This window comes from Frigoribacterium sp. 2355 (assembly GCF_054060695.1).
In genome coordinates this window covers 113,107-133,914 of sequence record NZ_JBSSDL010000004.1, presented here as the reverse complement: position 1 = coordinate 133,914, position 20,808 = coordinate 113,107, and the positions used below count along the sequence as shown (strand labels likewise).

General features: G+C 69.8%; 23 protein-coding genes and 1 pseudogene. 11 read left to right on the top strand and 13 right to left on the bottom strand.

Annotation, left to right across the window (positions count from 1 at the left end):
• Positions 1-120: 120 nt before the first annotated feature.
• Both ACVJ1F_RS06820 and ACVJ1F_RS06815 read right to left on the bottom strand, forming a co-directional pair.
• Positions 121-606 carry a hypothetical protein gene (locus tag ACVJ1F_RS06820; protein ID WP_456885430.1) on the bottom strand — a complete coding sequence of 162 codons (486 nt, stop codon included), beginning with the start codon at positions 604-606 and terminating at the stop codon, positions 121-123.
• Between the two features lie 152 nt (positions 607-758).
• Positions 759-1,136, bottom strand: coding sequence for a hypothetical protein (locus ACVJ1F_RS06815; protein WP_456885429.1), 378 nt, complete (start codon positions 1,134-1,136; stop codon positions 759-761).
• Positions 1,137-1,296: 160 nt separating this feature from the next.
• Here ACVJ1F_RS06815 and ACVJ1F_RS06810 point away from each other — a divergent pair, with 160 nt between their 5' ends.
• From ACVJ1F_RS06810 to ACVJ1F_RS06800, 3 genes and pseudogenes are all read left to right on the top strand, one after another.
• Positions 1,297-2,190: an exonuclease domain-containing protein gene (locus ACVJ1F_RS06810; RefSeq protein ID WP_456885427.1), complete on the top strand. Its 894-nt coding sequence runs from the start codon at positions 1,297-1,299 to the stop codon at positions 2,188-2,190.
• Positions 2,191-2,194: 4 nt separating this feature from the next.
• Positions 2,195-2,341: pseudogene (locus ACVJ1F_RS06805) on the top strand (DUF4236 domain-containing protein); the annotation flags it as partial.
• An 87-nt stretch (positions 2,342-2,428) separates the two neighbouring features.
• Complete coding sequence (locus ACVJ1F_RS06800; protein ID WP_456885530.1) at positions 2,429-3,247, top strand: hypothetical protein; 819 nt, start codon at positions 2,429-2,431, stop codon at positions 3,245-3,247.
• 41 nt (positions 3,248-3,288) lie between these two features.
• On the opposite strand, the gene ACVJ1F_RS06795 is transcribed toward ACVJ1F_RS06800, so the two are convergent.
• Complete coding sequence (locus ACVJ1F_RS06795) at positions 3,289-3,720, bottom strand: hypothetical protein (RefSeq protein WP_456885425.1); 432 nt, start codon at positions 3,718-3,720, stop codon at positions 3,289-3,291.
• Between the two features lie 253 nt (positions 3,721-3,973).
• Between ACVJ1F_RS06795 and ACVJ1F_RS06790 the strand changes: the two genes are divergently transcribed.
• Together ACVJ1F_RS06790 and ACVJ1F_RS06785 are read left to right on the top strand one after the other, a co-directional pair.
• Positions 3,974-4,525 (top strand): hypothetical protein, encoded by a 552-nt coding sequence (locus tag ACVJ1F_RS06790; RefSeq protein WP_456885423.1) that lies wholly within the window; start codon positions 3,974-3,976, stop codon positions 4,523-4,525.
• Positions 4,522-4,791, top strand: a complete 270-nt coding sequence (locus ACVJ1F_RS06785) for a hypothetical protein (RefSeq protein WP_043595356.1) — start codon at positions 4,522-4,524, stop codon at positions 4,789-4,791. Before ACVJ1F_RS06790 ends, ACVJ1F_RS06785 begins: the two co-directional genes overlap by 4 nt.
• Before the next feature lie 124 nt (positions 4,792-4,915).
• Here ACVJ1F_RS06785 and ACVJ1F_RS06780 read toward each other — a convergent pair whose 3' ends face one another.
• From ACVJ1F_RS06780 to ACVJ1F_RS06750, 7 genes are all read right to left on the bottom strand, one after another.
• Positions 4,916-5,227, bottom strand: coding sequence for a Dabb family protein (locus tag ACVJ1F_RS06780; protein ID WP_456885421.1), 312 nt, complete (start codon positions 5,225-5,227; stop codon positions 4,916-4,918).
• 161 nt (positions 5,228-5,388) lie between these two features.
• Positions 5,389-6,309, bottom strand: a complete 921-nt coding sequence (locus ACVJ1F_RS06775; protein ID WP_173154177.1) for a phosphogluconate dehydrogenase C-terminal domain-containing protein — start codon at positions 6,307-6,309, stop codon at positions 5,389-5,391.
• Positions 6,302-7,111: a sugar phosphate isomerase/epimerase family protein gene (locus ACVJ1F_RS06770; RefSeq protein ID WP_456885419.1), complete on the bottom strand. Its 810-nt coding sequence runs from the start codon at positions 7,109-7,111 to the stop codon at positions 6,302-6,304. The genes ACVJ1F_RS06775 and ACVJ1F_RS06770 overlap by 8 nt, the downstream gene beginning before the upstream one ends.
• Positions 7,108-7,977, bottom strand: coding sequence for a triose-phosphate isomerase family protein (locus ACVJ1F_RS06765; RefSeq protein WP_456885417.1), 870 nt, complete (start codon positions 7,975-7,977; stop codon positions 7,108-7,110). The genes ACVJ1F_RS06770 and ACVJ1F_RS06765 overlap by 4 nt, the downstream gene beginning before the upstream one ends.
• On the bottom strand, positions 7,974-8,462 hold the full coding sequence (locus tag ACVJ1F_RS06760) for a ribose-5-phosphate isomerase (protein ID WP_056260280.1): 489 nt from the start codon (positions 8,460-8,462) through the stop codon (positions 7,974-7,976). The genes ACVJ1F_RS06765 and ACVJ1F_RS06760 overlap by 4 nt, the downstream gene beginning before the upstream one ends.
• Positions 8,463-8,498: 36 nt before the next feature.
• Complete coding sequence (locus ACVJ1F_RS06755) at positions 8,499-10,235, bottom strand: dihydroxyacetone kinase family protein (protein ID WP_456885415.1); 1,737 nt, start codon at positions 10,233-10,235, stop codon at positions 8,499-8,501.
• A gap of 120 nt (positions 10,236-10,355) precedes the next feature.
• The gene (locus ACVJ1F_RS06750) at positions 10,356-11,750 is read right to left on the bottom strand and encodes an MFS transporter (protein WP_056044281.1); all 1,395 of its coding nucleotides are present in this window, start codon (positions 11,748-11,750) and stop codon (positions 10,356-10,358) included.
• 206 nt (positions 11,751-11,956) lie between these two features.
• Here ACVJ1F_RS06750 and ACVJ1F_RS06745 point away from each other — a divergent pair, with 206 nt between their 5' ends.
• On the top strand, positions 11,957-12,694 hold the full coding sequence (locus ACVJ1F_RS06745) for a FadR/GntR family transcriptional regulator (protein WP_456885413.1): 738 nt from the start codon (positions 11,957-11,959) through the stop codon (positions 12,692-12,694).
• A gap of 139 nt (positions 12,695-12,833) precedes the next feature.
• Here ACVJ1F_RS06745 and aqpZ read toward each other — a convergent pair whose 3' ends face one another.
• Entirely contained in the window at positions 12,834-13,616 is a 783-nt protein-coding gene (gene aqpZ, locus ACVJ1F_RS06740; RefSeq protein WP_456885411.1) for an aquaporin Z, read from the bottom strand.
• Positions 13,617-13,752: 136 nt separating this feature from the next.
• Positions 13,753-14,151, bottom strand: a complete 399-nt coding sequence (locus ACVJ1F_RS06735) for a phage holin family protein (protein ID WP_456885410.1) — start codon at positions 14,149-14,151, stop codon at positions 13,753-13,755.
• A 279-nt stretch (positions 14,152-14,430) separates the two neighbouring features.
• Here ACVJ1F_RS06735 and ACVJ1F_RS06730 point away from each other — a divergent pair, with 279 nt between their 5' ends.
• Positions 14,431-14,955 (top strand): hypothetical protein, encoded by a 525-nt coding sequence (locus ACVJ1F_RS06730; protein ID WP_456885408.1) that lies wholly within the window; start codon positions 14,431-14,433, stop codon positions 14,953-14,955.
• A gap of 52 nt (positions 14,956-15,007) precedes the next feature.
• Here ACVJ1F_RS06730 and ACVJ1F_RS06725 read toward each other — a convergent pair whose 3' ends face one another.
• Positions 15,008-15,661 (bottom strand): hypothetical protein, encoded by a 654-nt coding sequence (locus ACVJ1F_RS06725; protein ID WP_456885406.1) that lies wholly within the window; start codon positions 15,659-15,661, stop codon positions 15,008-15,010.
• Between the two features lie 169 nt (positions 15,662-15,830).
• On the opposite strand from ACVJ1F_RS06725, the gene ACVJ1F_RS06720 reads away from it, so the two are divergent.
• Genes ACVJ1F_RS06720 through ACVJ1F_RS06705 form a run of 4 tightly spaced genes read left to right on the top strand, consistent with a single transcriptional unit; the run spans position 15,831 to position 20,745 of the window.
• Entirely contained in the window at positions 15,831-17,279 is a 1,449-nt protein-coding gene (locus ACVJ1F_RS06720) for a sugar porter family MFS transporter (RefSeq protein ID WP_082460110.1), read from the top strand.
• Between the two features lie 40 nt (positions 17,280-17,319).
• Complete coding sequence (iolC, locus tag ACVJ1F_RS06715; protein ID WP_456885404.1) at positions 17,320-18,294, top strand: 5-dehydro-2-deoxygluconokinase; 975 nt, start codon at positions 17,320-17,322, stop codon at positions 18,292-18,294.
• On the top strand, positions 18,287-19,210 hold the full coding sequence (locus ACVJ1F_RS06710) for a Cgl0159 family (beta/alpha)8-fold protein (RefSeq protein ID WP_123571059.1): 924 nt from the start codon (positions 18,287-18,289) through the stop codon (positions 19,208-19,210). The genes iolC and ACVJ1F_RS06710 overlap by 8 nt, the downstream gene beginning before the upstream one ends.
• Positions 19,207-20,745, top strand: coding sequence for a CoA-acylating methylmalonate-semialdehyde dehydrogenase (locus tag ACVJ1F_RS06705; RefSeq protein WP_456885402.1), 1,539 nt, complete (start codon positions 19,207-19,209; stop codon positions 20,743-20,745). The genes ACVJ1F_RS06710 and ACVJ1F_RS06705 overlap by 4 nt, the downstream gene beginning before the upstream one ends.
• Positions 20,746-20,808: the final 63 nt, after the last annotated feature.

Here is a 20,808-nt window from a genome sequence, read left to right as displayed (position 1 = left end):
TCAAGTCGTTGATGAGCAGCTGATACAGAGCCGAGGGAGAGGACCACTCAGACGTTTGCTGTCAGCCGAGTGCCTCAGAAAGACAACTTCGTTAGCTCGATCGAGCCCGCATCCTGTCTCTTACGCCTTCGCGTGAACGACTTTTGTCGGCTCGTCGGGAAAGGACAAGCCTCGCCATTGAGCTTCCTGCCGCATCCAATCCTTGCGCACTTTCTGGCGGCGTGCGGCGGGAACCTGCGCACCCAAGGCAAGCCCCAATGCCACTGCGTAGATGATAAAAGTAGCTGATGTAGGGACAACAGTGAGGGTGAGTATGAGCCACGCGATCGATATCGTCATGGAACTTAGGCTCATGCTGATGGCGAGCCAACGCATTCCCGATACTTGGGGGGCGCGTTGACGTAGAAGCCACTGAGCGGCAGCTTGGTCTCTATGTTCGATAAGCGCGTCGCGAGTCGGACCGGGTTTTAGCTTGTCCGTCAGTGCTGTAAGACGCTCGATCGGTATCAGCGGGTGGTGATCCTTGCCGAGAGTGGCGAGCAGGGTGCCAAATGCCGCAAGCGCCACGATGGCCTTGACGAGAGACTCGATGAATGAGCTATCCACATCATTAGCTTGCCAGATGATGCGCAAATCACATGAACCATCCGTGACTGACGATTTCCTACTCAGTGGTAGAAAGAATCATCTCGGCTCACAGTAATAATCTGACGCTCTTCTGCGCCGCATCCGCCCACGAAGAGGACCGGAATCAGCGACTATTTTAGTCGTGCCAACGCTGCGGTGACGACTTCCGCCACATCGCTATCTGGGCTGAAGCCCCGAGCGCCAAACGTCCTTGCATGCGAATTGAGATAGGCAGCGGCCGGGCTTTTCAGGGGCTCGAATTCTAGACCCACAGTGGCCATCATCTGCAACGCCCCTAGCATCTCGCTCTTTCCAACAGGGTCCTTGCGGCCGGGTGAGGTGTCTCGCGAATGCCCAAGGGCCATTAGTTCAATGAAGAGACGAGTTGTCTCCATTAGTTTGGCTTGCCCGAGAGCTCTTGTCTGCACTCGCCAAGTGATGATTCCTGTCACAAGGGCTGACAGGACCGTGCTCGAGACGATGGTGGCGACGACCGCGGCGATGTCCATAGCAGGAGTTTGGCGCAAGTGTGCATCTCATGGGATAGCCGTTCATCACTGAGGTCTCGCGTGGCGCGAAACCGCCCGCCGCACCATGGCGGGCAATGTGCTGACGGCGCCTGTCCCACCGTCGGGACAGAAACGTGAGTTTTGCTCTTAGGCTGGCCTCGTGCCCCTGAACTTTGTCGCCATCGACTTTGAGACCGCGAACTTCGATCGAGCCTCCGTCTGCGCTGTCGGCTTGACGAAGGTCGTCGACGGAGTGGTCGCCGACGCTGATTCCTGGTTCGTCAACCCGCCTACCGGGCTGGATTTCACGAACACCTACTTGCATGGCATCGGCCCTGCACACGTTCACGGGGCACCGTCGTGGGCTGAGACGCTCACCAAGATCAGTCGGATGACGGCAGGCGTGCCGTTGGTCGCGTACAGCCCGTTCGACAAGGGCGTCTACAACGCTGCGAACAATCTCACCGGTGTCGTACCCGGTGCGTTCGAATTCCTCGATGCGTTGGCCATCGTGCGGAGGCACTGCCAGCTCCCTAGCCATCGCCTCCCGCTCGTCGTGGAGCACTTTGGGCTTCCCGGCTTCAACCATCACGAGGCCGGAGCAGACTCATTGGCCTGTGCTCAGATCACGCTTCGCGTTGCCGAGGAGCGCGGCGTGGACAGCATCGAGGCGCTTTGGGCGTCGGTCCCGACGAAGGACAAAGCTCGATCGGCACGCATCCGCACTTACCAGAAGAAGGCAGAGCTGCCACAGCCCAGCCTGGAAGCTGACCCGGGCCACCCGCTCTTCGGCGAAGTGGTCTGTTTCTCCGGCGATCTCGACAGCTACACCCGGAGCAAAGCGCAAGAGATCGTCGCCTCGTTCGGGGCAACCGTCGCGGGGAACGTCACCAAGAAGGTTACTTTGGTGGTCATGGGAGGCTTCGATCCGGCCACCCTGCGCGCCGGCGCCACCCTCAGCTCCAAGATCGAGCGTGCTCAAGAGCTTGCCGCGAGCGGTCAGGCCATCGAGATCGTGACCGAGCAGACCTTCCTCGAGATCTTGGCGGCCTGAGCGCATGGGCTTCTACGTTCGCAAGAGCGTCAGGTCGGGGCCGTTCCGTATAACCGCGAGCAAGTCCGGGCTTGGGGTCAGCGCCGGTGTGCCGGGCTTCCGGGCAGGGACCGGACCGAGGGGAAACTACGTCTCGGTCAGTTCCGGTGGCCTGACCTACCGGACGACGCGTGCCCTGCCTCGCGGTTCGACACGCGCCGCACCTCCGACGTTCTCGGCCACGCGGCACGAGGTCGAGATGCAGGACGCCACTGGAGCTGCCATCCATGACCTCGTCGCGACCGGCCGGGGAGACATCGTCGAGCAGCTGAACAGCGCGGCTGGGTATCGATCATGGACCTGGCCGATCGTCGTAGTGCTCTTCACGGCGGGACTCTTGATCGCTCCCTGGGGATTCTTACTCTCCTTGGCCGCTGTTGTGCTCCTGGTCTGGCTTCTGCTCCGCGACCAGATGAAGCGGAAGGTGGTCGTCTTTTACGATGTCGAGGGACCTGATGAACGGTGGTTCGAATCACTGGTCGATTCCGCTCGAGCCGTGGCCGCCTCACAGAAGGTCTGGCGGGTCGTCGAGTCGGGCCAGGTCATCACGACCCATCAGCACAAGACGAATGCCGGGGCGGGGAACCTGGTGAGTCGCCTTCCAGCGACCGTGACGTTCGAAGCGCCTCGGCACGTGGCGACCAACATCGCCGTGCCGACCATCACCGCGGGCCGTACGAGCCTGCACTTCTTGCCGGACCGGATACTCGTGAAGGACGGACGGCACTACGCCGACGTCGCGTACAGCGATCTCATGACCGGAGCCAGGAGCACACGCTTCATCGAGGCTCCCGGGTCCGTGCCTTCGGATTCTCAACAAGTGGACCGGACGTGGCAGTACGTCAACGTGAAGGGCGGACCTGACCGTCGGTTTGCGAACAACGCCGAGCGTGCAGTGATGCTCTATGGGCAGCTCGAGCTGTCGTCGCCCGGAGGTCTTTACTGGAAAGTGCAGACTTCAGCCGTCTATGCAGCGAACCGCCTCCACGAGTCCCTGATGGCAGCTCCCCGGTACTGACCGGGACAGTCCAGTCGGCGAGGCGGCCGTGACGACTCGGGTCAGCGCTGGTCCGGCACGCAGGCGTAGTCGTCGCCGAAGGCCTCGGTGACGCGGCGGATGGCTTCCGGGGTGCCCCACTGCTCGACGTGCTCGCAGGCGTGGTCGGCCCGGGACGCGTACATGCCGAACGCCCCGACGTCGACGTAGCCGTAGTCGTAGCGATCCGAGGGGCGTCCGCCGGCGCCGGGCTCGTCGGGCAGGTCGATGACGAAGCCGTCGGGGAAGCGCAGCTCGACCCCGTGCGGTGCACAGGCCGGGAGGGTCTCCGTCGTGAGGTCGGCCACGATCACCGGCTCGTAGGTGGTGCAGTACGGGAGGCGCGCGTCGGACCCCGACAGCACGAGCGGCACGTCCGGGTCGGCCCGCACCGCGAGCACCAGCAGCACCGACACCACGAGCAGCGCGGTGACGATGCCGGCCAGGACCTTCATGAGGTGAACCTACCGCCCACCCGGTGCCGGCGAGGCGGAGGGAACGCAGCCGCGGGAGGCGCTGATCACCTGACCCGCGCCTCCCGCCTCCTCAGCCCCGATGCGGTGGCCGTCTCGTTCGCGCGGATTCCGTCGCCCGGTGGAGATTCCTGAGGATCACGTCAATCGGCTGGCATCGCTCGCCGAGGGCGTTCTAGCGTTTTTCCAGACCGATCAGTACACCAACGGAATCCGACCGAGAGGACGCAGACCAATGACCTGTACCCGAAAGATCTCCACCACATTCCTCGCCGGCACCCTGGGCATCGCCCTCGCTTTCGGTGGGGCGACGGCCGCGCAGGCCGCCCCGACCCCGACCTCGTCGGCGCAGACCGTGTCGGCGACCCCCCAGGAAGCCGCGCCGGCCCCCACCGAGGCGCAGCTGGCCGAGATGGAGGAGGCGCTCTCGATCATCGAACGCATCCCCGATTCGGTGCTCCAAGCCGGAGACGCTGCCACGCAGCAGTGGCTCGCCGAGAACGCCCCGGCCCCGAGCGCAGGCGGGGGAGGGGTCACCCTCCAGGCGAACGTCCTCGGCTGCGCCGGCGCCATCGCCACCGTCATCGCCTCGACCGCCTTCCCCGCGGCGAAGATCCTCAAGGCCAAGGCGCTCATCAAGCAGCTGGGCGGTGTCACCGAGGCGGCCAAGATCATGTGGGGCGCGAGCTTCTCGTACGAGAAGGTCAAGGCGTTGGGCGGCGCCGCTGCCGCACTCGCCGGTGAGCTCATCGGCATCACCCAGATCAAGGAGCAGTGCTTCTCATGACGAACTGGCTCCGCGCCCTCGCCCCGCTCGCCCTGACGGCGATCGCCCTGGTCGTCTTCTTCACGGCCGACCGCACCGTCGGGATGCTGCTGATCGTGGCCGCCCTCGCCTCGGCGTTCCTGGCCGGCAAGAGCGCTCTCGGCCGCCCGACCCGGCGCCCCGAGCGTGACGTCGACCCCGCCGAGGTCCGCGCCTACCGCGAAGCCCACCCGGGCAGCACCATCAGCGATGCCGTCAGCGCCGTCGGGGGCACCACTCGCCCCTGATCATCGACACCGACACGACGAGCCGCACCCGAGAAGGGTGCGGCTCGTCGTCGTCGATGGTGCTCGCGGCGTCGACTGCGTGACGGGCGCCGGCCAGCCGTACCGAGCCTCCTGGGCCAGGCCCCTACGCCGCGACGTCGAAGACGACGACCCGGGCGGACGCGTCGCCGAGGTAGGTCGCCACGGGCTGGTGCGACGGATGGGGGAGGTAGCCGTCGCGCGCGGCCGCGTCGCGGAAGCGCACCACGAGCATCCAGTCGAACCCGGCCTCGAGCTGCTCGGGGCTGACGCTCTCGCCGCTCGACACCGACAGCACGCCGTCGATGCCGGTCAGGTGCTCGGTCGACAGGCGTGAGGCCTGCTCGGCCACGTCGGCCGGCGCCCCCTCGGCCCACTCGACCAGCACCACGTGCACGATCTCGTCCGTGTCGGTCATCCGCGAACCCTCCAGTCGACGCTGCCACGAGAAGCGGCAGGTCACCTGATCCTGACATAGGCACCGGCCGGGCGGTCGGCCCGGGCGACCACCGCACCACGCGAGAACGCAGGAGGCGCGGGTCACGCGACCCGCGCCTCCTGCGTTCCCGTCGTCGCGGCCTAGCGGCGGACGGCGTCGATCTTCAGCATGCGCGCGATGACCGAGTCGAGCTGGCTGTCGTCGAAGATCTTCTTCCAGTCGTCGCGGACGATCGACTCGCGGCCGTAGTCCATGGCGATGTGGCAGGCGTCGCTGAACGGGTTCGAGCCGCGCAGGCCGTTCGTCAGCGCGATCCAGGTGTGGCCGTAGAGCATCGCGCGAGCGGCCTCGTAGGGGACCCCGACGCCGTCGACGGTCTCCTCGAGCGCCTCCTTGAGGAACGCGCCGATCATGCAGGCCATCGTCTCGACCAGCGTCGGCTCGAGGACGGCCAGCTGCTTGACCGTCACGTAGTGCACGGCGATGACGGGTGCGTAGATCGTCGAGATGACCTGCGTCATGAGCTCGCGGACGGGCGAGTCCTCGGCCACGCCCTCGAGTGCGGCGACGACCTCCTGCGGGGCGGCCACGCCACCGAAGGTGTCGGCCCACTCCTCCTTCGTGGTGCGCTCGAGGAACACGCTGGGGTGGCAGGGGTGCGCCACCGCGTAGTGGATGTCCTCACGGTCGGCGAGCAGGCCGGCGTAGGCGGCGGCCGGGTCGAGGGTGAGGATGACGGCGCCGGTCTTCATCGCCGGGACGACCTGCTCGGAGACCTTGCCGAGCACCACGTCGGGCACGGCCAGGATGACCACGTCGGCGTCCGCCACGGCCACGTCGGTCGCGGTGACCGTGCGGCCGAGCGACTCGATCAGCTCGACGCCGGCGGGCGACGCCTCGCTGTAGAGGGTCGTGTACGCACTCTTGGCGAGGTTGTTCGAGACGCGCTGGCCCATCTTGCCGCCGGCGCCGATGACGGCGACGGTGACGTCGGACGAGCCCTGGCCGTCGGCGTACGTGACGGTGCTCTCGGGGGCGGTCGTGTCGAGGGTGTCAGTCATTGTTCTTGCTCCTTAGTTCAGAGATGGTTCGTGTCGTCCACTCGGCTTCGAGCCGCGTGGTGGTCTCGGGATCGCCCTGCCAGGGCAGCCAGTGCTCGACGACCTGGTTGACGGGGCTGGTGCCGCCGTCGCGGGCGTCGAGCGCGGCACGGATGCCGTCGTAGTCGAGGCGGCCCTCGCCGAGCGGCGTGCTGGTCAGGGCGAACCCCACCCAGCCGTCCTTCCGCGAGAAGGCGAAGTCCTTCACGTGCCAGTTCGCGACGAACGGCAGGCAGCGCGCGGTCACGTCGGCCGGGTGCTCCAGGTTCGCGACGGTGTTCGCCGGGTCGAGCACGATGCCGAGCCTCGGGCTGGCGACCGCCTGCACGACGGCCACGAGCTCGGTCGAACCGACCTGCTCGTAGGTCTCGAGGGCGAGGGTGACCCCCGCCTCCTCGTACTCGGGCAGCACCTCGCGCAGCCGACGCTCGGTCTCGGCCGCGTCGGGACGGTCGTCGCCCGCCGTCCACATGCTGCGGACCAAGGAGGCGCGCAGCGCGACCGCGAGACGCAGCCACGTCCGCAGGACGGTCGGCCCGGTGCCCCGGGTGCCGAGTTCGAGCGTCAGCCCGAGCTCGTCGGCGAGGTCGCGCAGCGCGGCGAGCTGCTCGTCGCCGTAGCCGGTGAGGGCCTCGTGGTCGCAGATCTGGAACAGCCGGACGCCCTGCGCGGCCGTGTCACGCAGCATGTCGTCGAGCGTCATCGGCTGCGGGACGAGGTCGCTGCCCCGCCAGAAGTACGCGTAGGTGCTGAGGCCGATCACGAGGTCACCCCGTCCCGGCGTGCGGCGTCGGGGGCCGGCGTCTCGTCGAGCGCGGGCGCGAGCGTCGCGTCGAGTGCGAGCGCCTCGTCGAGGATGCGCTCCACCGCGGAGGCGTCGTGGGCGAAGCGACCGAGGAACAGCCCACGGACCTGGCCGCCCAGACCGGTCAGCAGCCCCGGACCGGCGCTGCCGCCGTAGATCACCCGGCTGCCGGCGCGATCGGCCAGGCCGGCGAGGTGGTCCTCGACGGCCGCGACCACCGCGGTGATGTGGCCCGCGGACGCCGGCACCGGTGCGCCGATCGCCCAGAGCGGCTCGTACGCGACGACGAGGGCGCCCGGGAGGCCGGCCTCGTCGGCCGCCGCCAGGGCGAGGTCGATCTGCTGCGTCACCTCGAGCGCGGCGAGGGCGGGCGACGTCTCGTCGGCCTCGCCCACGCAGAGCAGCGGGGTGATGCCGTGGCGCAGCGCCGCCGCCGTCTTGGCCGCGACGACCGCGTCGTCCTCGTGGAAGAGCGTCCGCCGTTCGGCGTGGCCGATCTCGGCGAGGGTGCAGCCGATCTCGGCCAGCTCGGCGCCGCTCACCTCACCCGTGAAGGCGCCCGAGTCGTCGGTCGCGAGGTCCTGGGCACCGAGGCGGACCGAGGTGCTGGCCAGCGCCTCCTGCACGGGGACGAGCGACGGGAACGTCGGCACGACGAACAGGTCGACGACGCCCCGCCGGACGGCCGGGTGGCGCCGCGCGATCTCGGCCACCTCGGTGCTCCACGCGAGGGTCCTCGCGTGCGAGAAGTACATCTTGAGGCTCACCCCGATCGTGAAGCGGGCCGGGGAGGGCCGGACGGGGGCGGTCACCGGGTCGCTCACGCCGCGTCGATGCCGACGGGCTCGCCCGACCCGTCGTAGCCGCAGATGGCCGCGACCTTCTCGGCCGAGGCGCTCGAGGTGTCGAAGCGGTAGGTGAGGAACTCCTTCGCCAGGCGGCGCATGAGCTCGACGCCGATCACGCGCTGGCCCATGCAGAGCACCTGGGCGTCGTTCGAGAGGACGGCGCGTTCGACCGAGAACGTGTCGTGCGCGGTCACCGCCCGGATGCCGGGCACCTTGTTGGCCGCGATGGCGACGCCGAGCCCGGTGCCGCAGATCAGGATCGCGCGGTCGGCGCGGCCGTCGGCGACCATGCGGGCCGCCTCGACGGCGACGTGCGGGTAGGCGGTGTGACCGTCGGCGGCGACCCCGACGTCGGCGACGCTCGCCACGCCGTCGTTCGCCTCGAGGTCCTTCTTGAGGACCTCTTTGTAGTCGTACCCGGCGTCGTCCGATCCGACGACGATGCGCAGCTGGTCAGCCATGGTGGTGCCTTTCGTGGAGGGTGTGGGGGGGAGGGGTCACGCGGCGGGCTGCGGCGCGAGGACGCGACCGACGGCCCGCGTGATGAGCCCGAGCGAGGTGGCGCCGGCGTCGGGCGTGCCGAGGCTCTTCTCGGCGTGCGGCCGGGCGCGGCCCATCTTGGGCAGGAGGTCGGCCGTCGCCGCGGCCGCCGTCACGGCGACCTCGGCCGCGGTGGCCCAGGCCGTGGCGAGGTCGGCCCCGTCGTCGACCGCCGCGCTGAGGACCGCGTCGAAGGGGACGAGCACGTCGACCATGGTTTTGTCGCCGACCGTGGCGCCGAACTCGAGGATCGCCTCGGTCGCGGCGGAGACGCCACGGGACACGGAGGCGCGGTCCGGGGCCGCCTCGTCGCCGACGGCCGCGCCGAGGCTCGCGAGGGCGGCACCCCAGAGGGCCCCGGAGGTGCCCCCGGCGCGGTCGGACCAGGCGTCGCCGGCGAGGTCGAGGACGGTGCCCGCCCCCGCACCGGCGAGCACGGCCTCGCGGGCGGCGGCGACGGCGGCGTGGACCCCGCGCTGCATGCCGATGCCGTGGTCGCCGTCCCCGGCGACGGCGTCGATGCGTCCGAGCTCGTCGACGTTCTCCTCGACCGTGGCCCGCACCGCCTCGAGGGCGCTCAGCACCAGGTGGGCGGCCTGCCGGGACGCCGGGGTCGCGGGCGGGATCGCGATGGCGACCTGCGCCTCCTGCTCGGCGTCGTCCGCCCGCGACGCGACGTCGACGGAGCCCTTCTTGTAGGCGGGTGCGTCGACCGGGGCCGCCCAGAGGCGCTCGAGCTCGTCGTCGAGCCAGAACAGGGTCAGCGAGACGCCGGCCATGTCGAAGCTCGTGACGAGCTCGCCGACCTCGGGCTCGACGACCTCGACGCCCGCCTCGCGCAGCAGGGCGTCGACCCGGGCGTAGACGACGAAGAGCTCTTCGTACTTGACCGAGCCGAGTCCGTTGAGCAGCACGGCCACCTTGCGCCCGCGTGCCTCGTCGACCCCGTCGGGCAGCTCGTCGCTCGCGAGCAGCGCCTCGACGAGCAGCTCGGCGAGGCCGTCCGCCGTGGGGACGTCGGTCTCGCCGATGCCCGGCTCACCGTGGATGCCCATGCCGACGGCCATGCGGCCCTCGGGCACGGTGAAGAGCGGTTCGTCGGCCCCGGGCAGCGAGCAGCCCGAGAACGCCACGCCGACGCTGCGGGTGCGTTCGTTCGCCTTGACGGCGACGCGGACGACGTCGTCGAGGTCGGCGCCCTCCTCGGCGGCGGCCGCGGCGGACTTGAAGACGGTGAGGTCGCCGGCGATGCCACGACGCTTGTGCTTGTCGGCGATCGACGCGCTCGAGATGTCGTCGGTGACGGCGACCGTCCGAGTCTCGATGCCCTCGTCGATCAGCTTCTGCTGGGCCTTGTCGAAGTTGAGGACGTCGCCGGCGTAGTTGCCGTAGCTCAGCAGGACGCCCCCGCCGTTCTGCGCCGACTTCGCGACCGACCTGACCTGCTGCCACGAGGGCGAGGCGAAGAGGTTGCCGAGGGCGGCGCCGTGGGCGAGTCCCTGCCCGACGAGTCCGCCGAAGGCCGGGTAGTGACCCGAGCCACCGCCGACGACGAGCGCGACGCTGCCGGGGGCCGAGCGGGTCGCCCGGACCACGCCGCCGTGCACCCGTCGCACCCAGCGCTGGTTGGCGGCCACGAAGCCGTCGATCATCTCGTCGGCGAAGTCGCCCGGATCGTTGAAGAGGCGTGTCATGAGAACTCCAGGAGGCGGTGGTCCGGTCGACGGCGCGACGGCACGGCGACGGGGTGCGGAGGGGGCGGGGCCCGGGTCGGTGATCGTCCGGGCCCCGCGGGGGGAGGGGGTGAGCGTCGGTCAGTCGAGCCCGGCGGTCGCCGCCAGGTCGGCCTGCTCGCGGGGGCTGAGGGTGCCCTCGGGCTTCTTCATCCGGCTGAGCGCGATCATCAGCGCGGCCGACAGCAGCATGAAGAACCCGACGATGAACATCGGCACCCGGTAGTCGCCGGTGACGTCGGTGACCAGGCCCGTGATGTACGGGGCGCTGAAGCCGGCGAGGTTGCCGACCGTGTTGATGAGCGCGATGCCCGCGGCCGCCGCGGCCCCGGTCAGGAACTGCGTGGGCAGGGTCCAGAAGTTGGGCAGGGCCGCGAAGATCGCCATGGCGGTGACCGCGATCACCGCGATGGTGAGGGCCGGGGACTGTGCGTAGAGCGCCAGCGGGATGCTCAGACCGCCCACGACGGCGGGGATGACGATGTGCCAGGTCTTGAGGCCGCGACGCGAGGCGTCACGCGACCAGAAGTACAGGGCGATGGCCGCGGGGACGTAGGGGATGGCCGTGATGAAGCCGCGCTGGGTGACGGTGAACTCGGTGCCGAACTGCTCCTGGAAGCCGCCGATGATGGTGGGCAGGAAGAACGCGAGCGCGTAGAGGCCGTAGATGAAGCCGAAGTAGATGAACGAGAGCATCCAGACGCGGCCGTTCTTGAAGACGACGCCGAGGCCCGGGTGCTTGCCGGTGGTCGAGACGGCACCCGTCTTCGTCGAGGCCTCCTTCACCAGGGCCTGGGTGAGCCAGACCTGCTCTTCCTTGGTGAGCCACTTGGCGTCGGCGGGCTTGTCCTTGAGGTAGAACCAGGCGACGATCCCGACGACGATCGCGGGGATGGCGACGCCCATGAACATGAAGCGCCAGCCCTCGAGGCCGAAGAAGACGCCGTCGTGGCTGATCAACCAGCCGGCGAGCGGGGCACCGATGACGGTGGTGAGGGGCTGCGCCAGGTAGAAGAGGGCGAGGATCTTGCTGCGGTGGGCGGCCGGCACCCACAGGCTCAGGAAGAGGATCGCGCCGGGGAAGAAGCCGGCCTCCATGACACCGAGCAGGAAGCGCAGCGCGACGAGCTGTTCGAAGTTCTGCACCCAGGTGAAGAGCAACGCCACGATGCCCCAGGTCACCATGATGCGGGCGAGCCACTTGCGGGCACCGAACTTGTGCAGGGCGAGGTTCGACGGCACCTCCAACAGGATGTAGCCGATGAAGAACACGCCGGAGGCGAAGCCGAACTGGGCGGCCGACAGGGCGAGGTCGGACTCCATGCCGTTCGGCGCCGCGAAGCCGATGGCGGTGCGGTCGAGGTAGTTGATGAAGAACATCAACGCCACGAACGGGACGAGCCGGACGGCGACTTTCTTGATCGCGGACTTCTCGACCGCGCTCTGTGGCGCGCTCGTTCGGGTGGTGGTGTCCACATCGACTCCTTCGGATCTAACGACGTTGTTGGATGACGCCTTCGACCGGTGCCGGTGGCGCGCAAGAACCATCGTGCCTTTTTCCTCGAAATCTGTCAACCGGTTGACCAATTGCGCGACAAGACGAGAGTGGGTGCGCGCCGCGAGAGGTGGACCCCTGGGTCTCGAGAGCTGGACCCGTGGGCCCCGCTGACTAAGCTCGCACCGTGCCGGCATACCCAGAGAGCGACCCCGCGAGCCTCGATCTCGAGCTCGAGATGGTCCCGCGCGGCACCGCGGTCAGCGAGGTCGTCAAGCAGCTCGTGGCCCTCCTGACGGCCGGCGAACTGACCCCCGGGTCGCGCCTCCCACCCGAGCGGCAGCTCGCCGAACGTCTCGGCGTCGGGCGGTCGGCCGTCCGCGAGGCCCTGGCCGCCCTCGAGATCCTCGGCATCGTCACGGTGCGTCCGGGCTCGGGCACCTACCTGCGCGACCAGACCTCGGAGTTGCTGCCCACCACCCTCAGCTGGGGTCTCATGCTGAACGCGGCACGCACGCGGGAGCTCATCGAGGTGCGGGGCGGGCTCGAGATCCAGGCGGCCGCCTACGCCGCCGAGCGGGCCACCGACGCCGACGTCGAGAAGCTGCGCGGCTACATCGAGGTGATGGCCGACTCGCTCGAGGACCTCGACGCGTTCCTCCAGGCCGACATCCGGTTCCACCTGCAGATCGCCGTCAGCGCCGACAACGTCGTGCTCAAGGACCTCCTGCAGAGCACCCGGTCGCTGCTGCGCCTCTGGGTCGAGCGCGGGCTCACCGAGAAGGACCAGGCCGAGGCCGCGTACCGCGAACACCGGGCCGTCTTCCGGGCGATCGAGGCCCGTGACCCGAACGCGGCGCTCGCCGCGATGCGCGACCACATGGCCACCGCCGCCGACCGGGTCCGGAGCGCCACGGTCGTCTAGGTCGTCGCCCTCGACGGGCGACGCGACGTCGTCGCCTCCGCTCGAGCGTCGGTCGGCACCGGCGTCACCGCACGAGGACGCAGGAGGCGCGGGTCACCCGACCCGCGCCTCCTGCGTTCCCAGCCGCTCGGGTCGCCCGTCAGGCGCGACGGCGCAGGACGCGGTGGGCCAGGCCCGCCAGGGCGCCGCCGACCAGGGGCGCCACGAAGAAGACCCAGACCTGGGCCAGGGCGTCGGGGCCGCCGTAGAGGGCGGCCGCCAGCGAGCGGGCGGGGTTCACCGACGTGTTGCTCACGGGGATGCTGATCAGGTGGATCAGCGTCAGGGTCAGGCCGATCGCCAAGGGTGCCAGGGCCTTGTACTCACCCTTGGCGGTTACCGACAGGATCACGCCCACGAACACGGCCGTCAGCACGATCTCGGTGACGAGGACGGCTCCGAGGCCGAAACCGCCGGGCGACGACGCGCCGAAGCCGTTCGAGGCGAAGCCCGAGTCCCGGGCCGCGGCGAAGTAGCCGGCGGGGCCGTCGGCGGCGACGAGCGCCACGACGCTGGCTCCGGCGGCGGCCCCGACGAGCTGCGCGACGACGTAGCCGGGCACGCTAGCCCACGGGGTCCGACGGGCCAGGGCGAAGCCGACCGTCACGGCCGGGTTGAAGTGGCCGCCCGAGATGTGGCCGACGGCGTAGATGCCGGCCATCACGCTCAGGCCGAACGCCAGGGCCACGCCGAGGAAGCCGACCCCGAGCGCGTTGCCGTCGTCCGGGAACGACGATGCGAACACGGCCGTGCCCACGCCTCCGACGACGAGGAGGAAGGCTCCGAACGCCTCGGAGGCGTACCGCGCGAGGGGCGTGTAGGTCTCGGCGTGTTGCGTGCGCTGTTCTTTCGTGGACCGGCTGGCGGGTGTGGTGCGAGGCATGGGGGACTCCCTGGTGTCGGGTTGGGTCGGGTCAGGACGGGGTCGGGTGGGGCCGGGCCGGGACGGGGTCGGGTGGGGCCGGGTCGTGCCGGGTTGGGTCGGGTTGGGACGGGGCCCGGTTCGGAGGGGTCGGCGGCTAGTCGGACGACGAGGTGAGGTTCTTCACCGTGTCGACGGGGACCGGCGGGACGCCCCGCCTGACGCCCTTCAGGCCGACGGCGACGAGCACCGCGGTGACGACGGCGAAGGCCGCGAACGTGATGAGCGCGGCGGCCCAGAGGGGCAGGGCCAGGGCCAGCAGGGCGACGGCGGTGCCGGCCAGGAGGATCACGGTCACGATCGCGAGGACGGCCCCGACGGCGAGCATCACGGCGCCGGACCGCGCGTCCCGAGCCCGGCCCGCGACCTCGTCGCGGGCCGACCGCAGTTCGGTGCGGACGGCCTTGATGAGGGGCTCGATCGCCCGGCTGCCGAGCTGGTCACGGAACCTGCCGGCGAAGCCCGAGTCGGCCTGCTTGTCGTCGTCTGCGCTCATGGTGGTCGTCCTTCTCTCGGCGCGGCCACTCGTCGGTGGCCGGGGATCGCGGTGCCGCGGTGCGGACGCGCTGTGTCTCGGTGACACACCATTCGGACGCGAGCGGCAGCCCACCCGTCATCGACCTCCAGCGAGCTTGCAGACTCGGGTCGACGGGCACTCGCGAAGCGGCCAGGCGGGGGACAGCGCGGGCCCGTCCGGCGGACGGCGGACGGCGGACGGCGGGCGGCGTCGTGCGGCGGGCGGCGTCGGGCGTGCGGCGTGCGGCAAGATGGCCTGGTGGCTCGACGCGAACCTCCCGTCATCCGCATCGTCGCGTCGACCAGCGCCGCGGTGCGCCAGGCCGACGGGCCCGACCGACTCGCGCGCACCGACGCCGCCGTCGACCGGCTGCGCGAGGGCGGACGCTCCCGCGAGGACGCCCTCTACCTGCTGTCGTCCTACTGGACCGGCGAGCACGGCCGACAGCTGCCGAGCCCACGCACGCTGATGATCACCCTGGTGGTGACGCTGGTCGTCTGCATCGGTGCGGTCATCGCCTTCGGCTCGACCGGCATCGCCTGGATCGCCGCCGTCTTCTTCGGCGGGGGACTGCTCGTGCGGGGGATCGTCGAGCTGTGGCGTCTCCACCGCAACTGGTACGGCTCGAGCGAGCGGCGCACCGCCGTCCGCTCCCTCGTGGGCGTCGCCCTCGACGTCGTCGGCGTCTACCGCGACGGCTACCGCCTCCCCCGGGAGGCGCGCGCGGCCGATCGGCGCCAGGCCCGGTTCACGACGTCGAGGCCGTCACCACGACGACGGTGACCGGACGGCCTCGTGGCCGTCGCCCGGCTCGGCCAGGCGCCGACCGGCGTCGTCAGTCGACCAGGATGCGGAGGGCCTCGACGAGTGCGCGGTTGCCGGCGCGGAGAGCCGCGACCTCGCCCTCGAGGGCGGTGAGGCGGCTGTCGGCGGGTGCGGCGGGTGCGGGTGTGGGTGTGGGCGCGGGTGCGGGCACGGGCTGCAGGCCGGGTTGGCTCTCGGGCGTCGGCTCGGGCTCGGGTTCGGGTTCGGGGGCAGGATCGGACGCCGCCCAGGGGTCCCGCTCGGGCTCCGGGTTCGACTCCGGCTGCGGGTCGGCCTCCGGGTCGGACGCGACCTCGGTCTGCGGAACGGCCTCGGCCTGCGGCACGGACTCTGTCTGCGCGTCGGGCTCGGGCTCGCTCGCGGGCTCCGGAGGTGCGGCGGGCTGCGGAGCGTCGATCGCTTCGTCGTCCTCGGGGGACTCGACCCGCGCCTCCTTGGTGGTCTTGACGACCTGCGAGAACTTCGGGCGGGGCTTGCGCTTCGGCTTGGCGGACTCGGGCGAGGCCTCGTCGACCCAGTCGCTGAGGGTCTGCCGCGGCACGTTGAACTCTTCCGCGACGACGGTGAGGACGTTGCGGTCGGTGGGGTTCGTCATCCGCCGCTGCAGCACGCGGGCCGTCGCGGCCTCTCGTGTCTCGTCGTCGTACCACTCGTCGAAAGGCATGCTCCGAGTCTAGGGACGCGCGAGTCCCTCTCCCGTCCGATTCGAAGGGGTGGTCCACGCATGACCGATTGACAGGACATACGGACATGGCTAGCCTCGTCCTGTCGCCGTTGCAGGGCGACGACCCGCACCGACGCGGGAAGCTGTAACCACAACCAATGGAGGAATCGTGGTCACCGACACATCGGGCAGTTCGCCCCGAGTAGCTCTTCCCGCCCTGGTCTCGGGCCCGCACACCAAGCGTCTCGGCACCGTCGCGGTCATCGCCACCTTCGGTGGCCTGCTCTTCGGGTACGACACGGGCGTGATCAACGGCGCGCTCGACTCGATGGAGGAGAGCCTCGGGCTCACGCCGGCCAGCGAGGGCATCATGGTCTCGGCCATCCTCATCGGGGCCGCGGTCGGGGCGTTCTTCATCGGGCGCATCTCGGACGCCTTCGGGCGGAAGCCGACCATCAACACCCTGGCCATCCTGTTCTTCTTCGCCGCGCTCGCCTGCGTGCTCGCCCCCACGTGGGAGTTCCTCACCGGGGCGCGGTTCTTCCTCGGCATCGCGGTCGGGGGGGCCTCGGTCACCGTTCCGGTGTTCCTCGCCGAACTCGCCCCCACCGAGCAGCGCGGCGGGCTCGTCAGCCGCAACGAGCTCATGATCGTCTCGGGGCAGCTCGCCGCCTTCACCATCAACGCCGTCATCGGCAGCGTCTGGGGCGAGCACGACAACGTGTGGCGCTACATGCTCTCCGTCGCGGTACTGCCCGCCATCGCCCTCTTCATCGGCATGTTCCGTGTCCCCGAGAGCCCTCGCTGGCTCATCGCCAAGGGCCGCGACGACGACGCGCTCGCCGTGCTCAAGCAGATCCGTGCCGACGACCGCGCGGTGGCCGAGATGGCCGAGGTGCGCCTCCTGGCCGACGAGGAGAAAGAGGCCAAGAGCGCCCGCCTCGCCGACCTCATCGCCGAGCCCTGGCTCCGCAAGATCCTGTTCATCGGCATCGGCCTGGCCGTCGCTCAGCAGCTGACCGGCATCAACTCGATCATGTACTACGGCACCCAGGTGCTGCAGCAGTCCGGTTTCTCGCAGAGCGGGGCCCTGATCGCCAACGTCGGGGCAGGCGTCATCGCCGTCGTCGCGATGCTCGTCGCCCTCCGCATCATCAACAAGGTCGGACGGCGCACCATGCTCATGGCCGGCTTCGCCGGCGTCACGATCTTCCACCTGCTGATCGGCCTGTCGTCGCTGCTGATCCCCGAGGGGCTCGGCCGCGCGATCGTCGTCCTGATCTTCGTCATCGGCTTCGTCGGGACCATGCAGGGCACCATCGGCCCTCTCGTCTGGCTGATGCTCAGCGAGATCTTCCCCCTCAAGCTGCGCGGCGTCGGGATGGGGCTCACGGTGCTCATCCTCTGGTTGACCAACTTCGCCGTCAGCCTGCTCTTCCCGATCCTCGTCGCCGGCATCGGCATCTCGACGACGTTCTTCATCTTCGCGGTGCTCAACGCCGGGTCGTTCCTCTTCGCCGTGAAGAAGGTGCCCGAGACGAACGGGCGGTCGCTCGAGCAGCTCGAAGAGGACTTCAGCACCGGTGCCATCTACGTCGTGAAGAACGGCAAGAAGTGACCGCGACCGCACGCCACGCTCTCGAGAGGACGACCACGTCATGACCGACCACACCGACAACGACACCGCTCCGTACGACGTCCTCACCATGGGCCGCGTGGGCGTCGACATCTACCCGCAGCAGTCCGGCGTCCCGCTCGAAGAGGTCGAGACCTTCAGCAAATCCGTCGGTGGCAGCGCGACCAACGTCGCCATCGCGGCCGCCCGTCACGGCCGGCGGTCCGCGGTGGTCACCCGCACCGGCGACGATCCCTTCGGTCGCTACATCGTCCGAGAGCTCGAGCGGCTCGGCGTCTCGACCCGGCTCGTCTCGACCGTCGACGGGCTCAACACCCCCGTCACGTTCTGCGAGATCTTCCCGCCCGACGACTTCCCGCTGTACTTCTACCGGCAGCCCAAGGCACCCGACCTCATGATCACCGCGGGCTCGCTCGACCTCGCCGCCGTCGAGAAGGCCACGGTCTTCTGGGCCACGGTCACCGGCCTCAGCGAAGAACCGAGCAGACAGGCGCACCACGTGGCCTGGCAGGCCCGGGGTCGTCGGCGCCTGACCATCCTCGACCTCGACTACCGACCCATGTTCTGGAAGAGCCCGGAGGTCGCCACCCGAGAGGTCGGGCGCGCACTCGAGCACGTCACCGTCGCCGTCGGCAACCGCGAAGAGTGCGAGATCGCCGTCGGCGAGACCGAGCCCGAGCGGGCGGCCGACGCCCTCCTCGACAGGGGCGTCGAACTCGCCGTCGTCAAGCAGGGCCCCAAGGGCGTCCTCGCCAAGACGCGTGACGAGCGGATCGAGGTGCCGGCGCACCTCGTCCAGGTCATCAACGGCCTGGGGTCGGGCGACGGGTTCGGGGGCGCCCTCTGCCACGGCCTGATCGAGGGGTGGTCGCTCGATCGCACCCTGCGTTTCGCCAACGCGGCCGGCGGCATCGTCGCCACCCGGTTCGAGTGCTCCACCGCCATGCCGACCACCGCCGAGGTCGAGGCCGTCCTCCAGGAGGCGCACCATGTCTGATCGCACCGCCCCGGTCCTCGACTTCGAGCGCCTCCGAACCCTCCGGGCCGCCGAGCCGCACCGGGTGGCCGAGATCCTCGCCGCCCGGACGCGACCCGCACCGCTGGGTGCGGACGGACGCCTCTTCATCGTCGCGGCGGACCACCCCGCCCGGGGTGCCCTCGGCGTCCGAGGCGACTCGAGCGCCATGGCCGACCGGTACGACCTCCTCCGTCGACTCGTCGTCGCCCTCGGCCGGCCGGGCGTCGACGGGGTGCTCGGCACTCCCGACATCCTCGAGGACCTCGCCCTGCTCGGCGCGCTCGACGGCAAGGTCGTCGTCGGCAGCATGAACCGCGGTGGTCTCCAGGGCGCCACGTTCGAGCTGGACGACCGGTTCACCGCGTACTCGGCCGCGTCGATCGCCGACTCCCGGTTCGACTTCGCCAAGCTGCTCGTGCGCGTCGCCCTCGACGACCCCGGCACGGCCTCCACGCTGGCCGCGACGGCACGCGCGGTGACCGAGTCGGCCAGGCTGCGCCTCCCGATCATGCTCGAGCCCTTCATGAGTTCGTGGGTCGACGGACGGGTGACGAACGACCTGACGGCCGACGCCGTCATCAAGTCGGTCGCCATCGCGTCGGGCCTGGGCGAATCCTCCGCCTACAGCTGGCTCAAGCTGCCCGTCGTCGACGACATGGAACGCGTCATGGCGGCGACGACCCTGCCCACCCTGCTCCTGGGCGGTGACCCCGCCGTCGACCCGGCCGACACCTACGCCCGCTGGGCCGCGGCCCTCGCGCTCCCGGGCGTCCGTGGGCTGGTCGTCGGGCGCACCCTGCTCTACCCGAGCGACGACGACGTCGCCGCAGCCGTGGACCACGCGGCCGGGCTCGTCCACCCACCCTCGACCACGAACGGATCGGCAGAACGATGACCAGCACCACCAGCACGCACACCGGCACCACCGCCACCGCCACCGATCGGCCCCTGGTCGCGCACTGGATCGACAACGTCGAGGTGCCCGGCACGAGCGGCCGCACCGCGCCCGTCTACGACCCGGCACTCGGCGTCGCGACGAAGGACGTCTCGCTCGCCGACGCCTCCGAGATCGAGGCCGCCGTCGCCTCGGCCCACCGCGCGTTCCCCGCCTGGCGCGACCTCTCGATCACGAAGCGCCAGCAGATCATGTTCCGTTTCCGTGAGCTGCTCAACGAGCGCAAGGGCGAGCTCGCCGAGATCCTCACGAGCGAGCACGGCAAGGTGTTGAGCGACGCCCTCGGCGAGATCACCCGCGGCCTCGAGGTCGTCGAGCTGGCGACCGGCTTCCCCCACCTGATCAAGGGCGAGTTCTCGCAGCAGGTGTCCACCGGGGTCGACGTCTACTCGACCAAGGCGCCGCTCGGCGTGGTCGGCATCATCAGCCCCTTCAACTTCCCGGCCATGGTGCCGATGTGGTTCTTCCCGATCGCCATCGCCGTCGGCAACACCGTCGTCCTGAAGCCGTCCGAGAAAGACCCGTCGAGCGCCATGTTCCTCGCCCGCCTCTTCGCCGAGGCCGGCCTGCCCGAGGGCGTCTTCAACGTCCTCCACGGCGACAAGGAGGCCGTCGACGGTCTGCTCGAACACCCCGACGTCAAGAGCATCTCGTTCGTCGGGTCGACGCCCATCGCCCAGTACATCTACGAGACCGCCGCCAAGCACGGCAAGCGCGTCCAGGCCCTGGGCGGAGCCAAGAACCACATGCTCGTCCTGCCCGACGCCGACCTCGACCTCGTCGCCGACAGTGCGATCAACGCCGGGTTCGGCTCGGCCGGTGAGCGCTGCATGGCCATCAGCGTGGTGGTCGCGGTCGAACCCGTGGCCGACGAGCTGATCGAGAAGATCACCTCGCGCATGGCCGGCCTCACCGTCGGAGACGGTCGCCGCAGCTGCGACATGGGTCCCCTCGTGACCGAACAGCACCGTGACAAGGTCGCGAGCTACATCGACATCGCCCTCGACGACGGAGCCGACGTCGTCGTCGACGGCCGGGGCATCGAGGTCGACGGCGAGGCCGACGGCTTCTGGCTCGGGCCCACCCTGATCGACAAGGTGCCGCTCACGAGCCGCGTCTACACCGAAGAGATCTTCGGGCCGGTGCTGTCGATCGTGCGCGTCGCGTCCTACGACGAGGGCGTCGCCCTCATCAACGCCGGTGCCTACGGCAACGGAACGGCGATCTTCACCAACGACGGAGGCGCGGCGCGGCGTTTCCAGGCCGAGATCGAGGTCGGGATGATCGGCATCAACGTGCCCATCCCGGTGCCCGTCGCCTACTACTCGTTCGGCGGCTTCAAGGACAGCATCTTCGGTTCGGACAAGGCCTACGGCCTGCAGGGCTTCGAGTTCTTCACCCGCGAGAAGGCGATCACGTCCCGGTGGCTCGACCCCAGCCACGGCGGCGTCGACCTGGGCTTCCCCCAGAACTGACGGCACACCCGAGCTGTCCCCAGGCAGTACCCCGCGGCCCCCGGGCCGCTCCGCTCGATGATG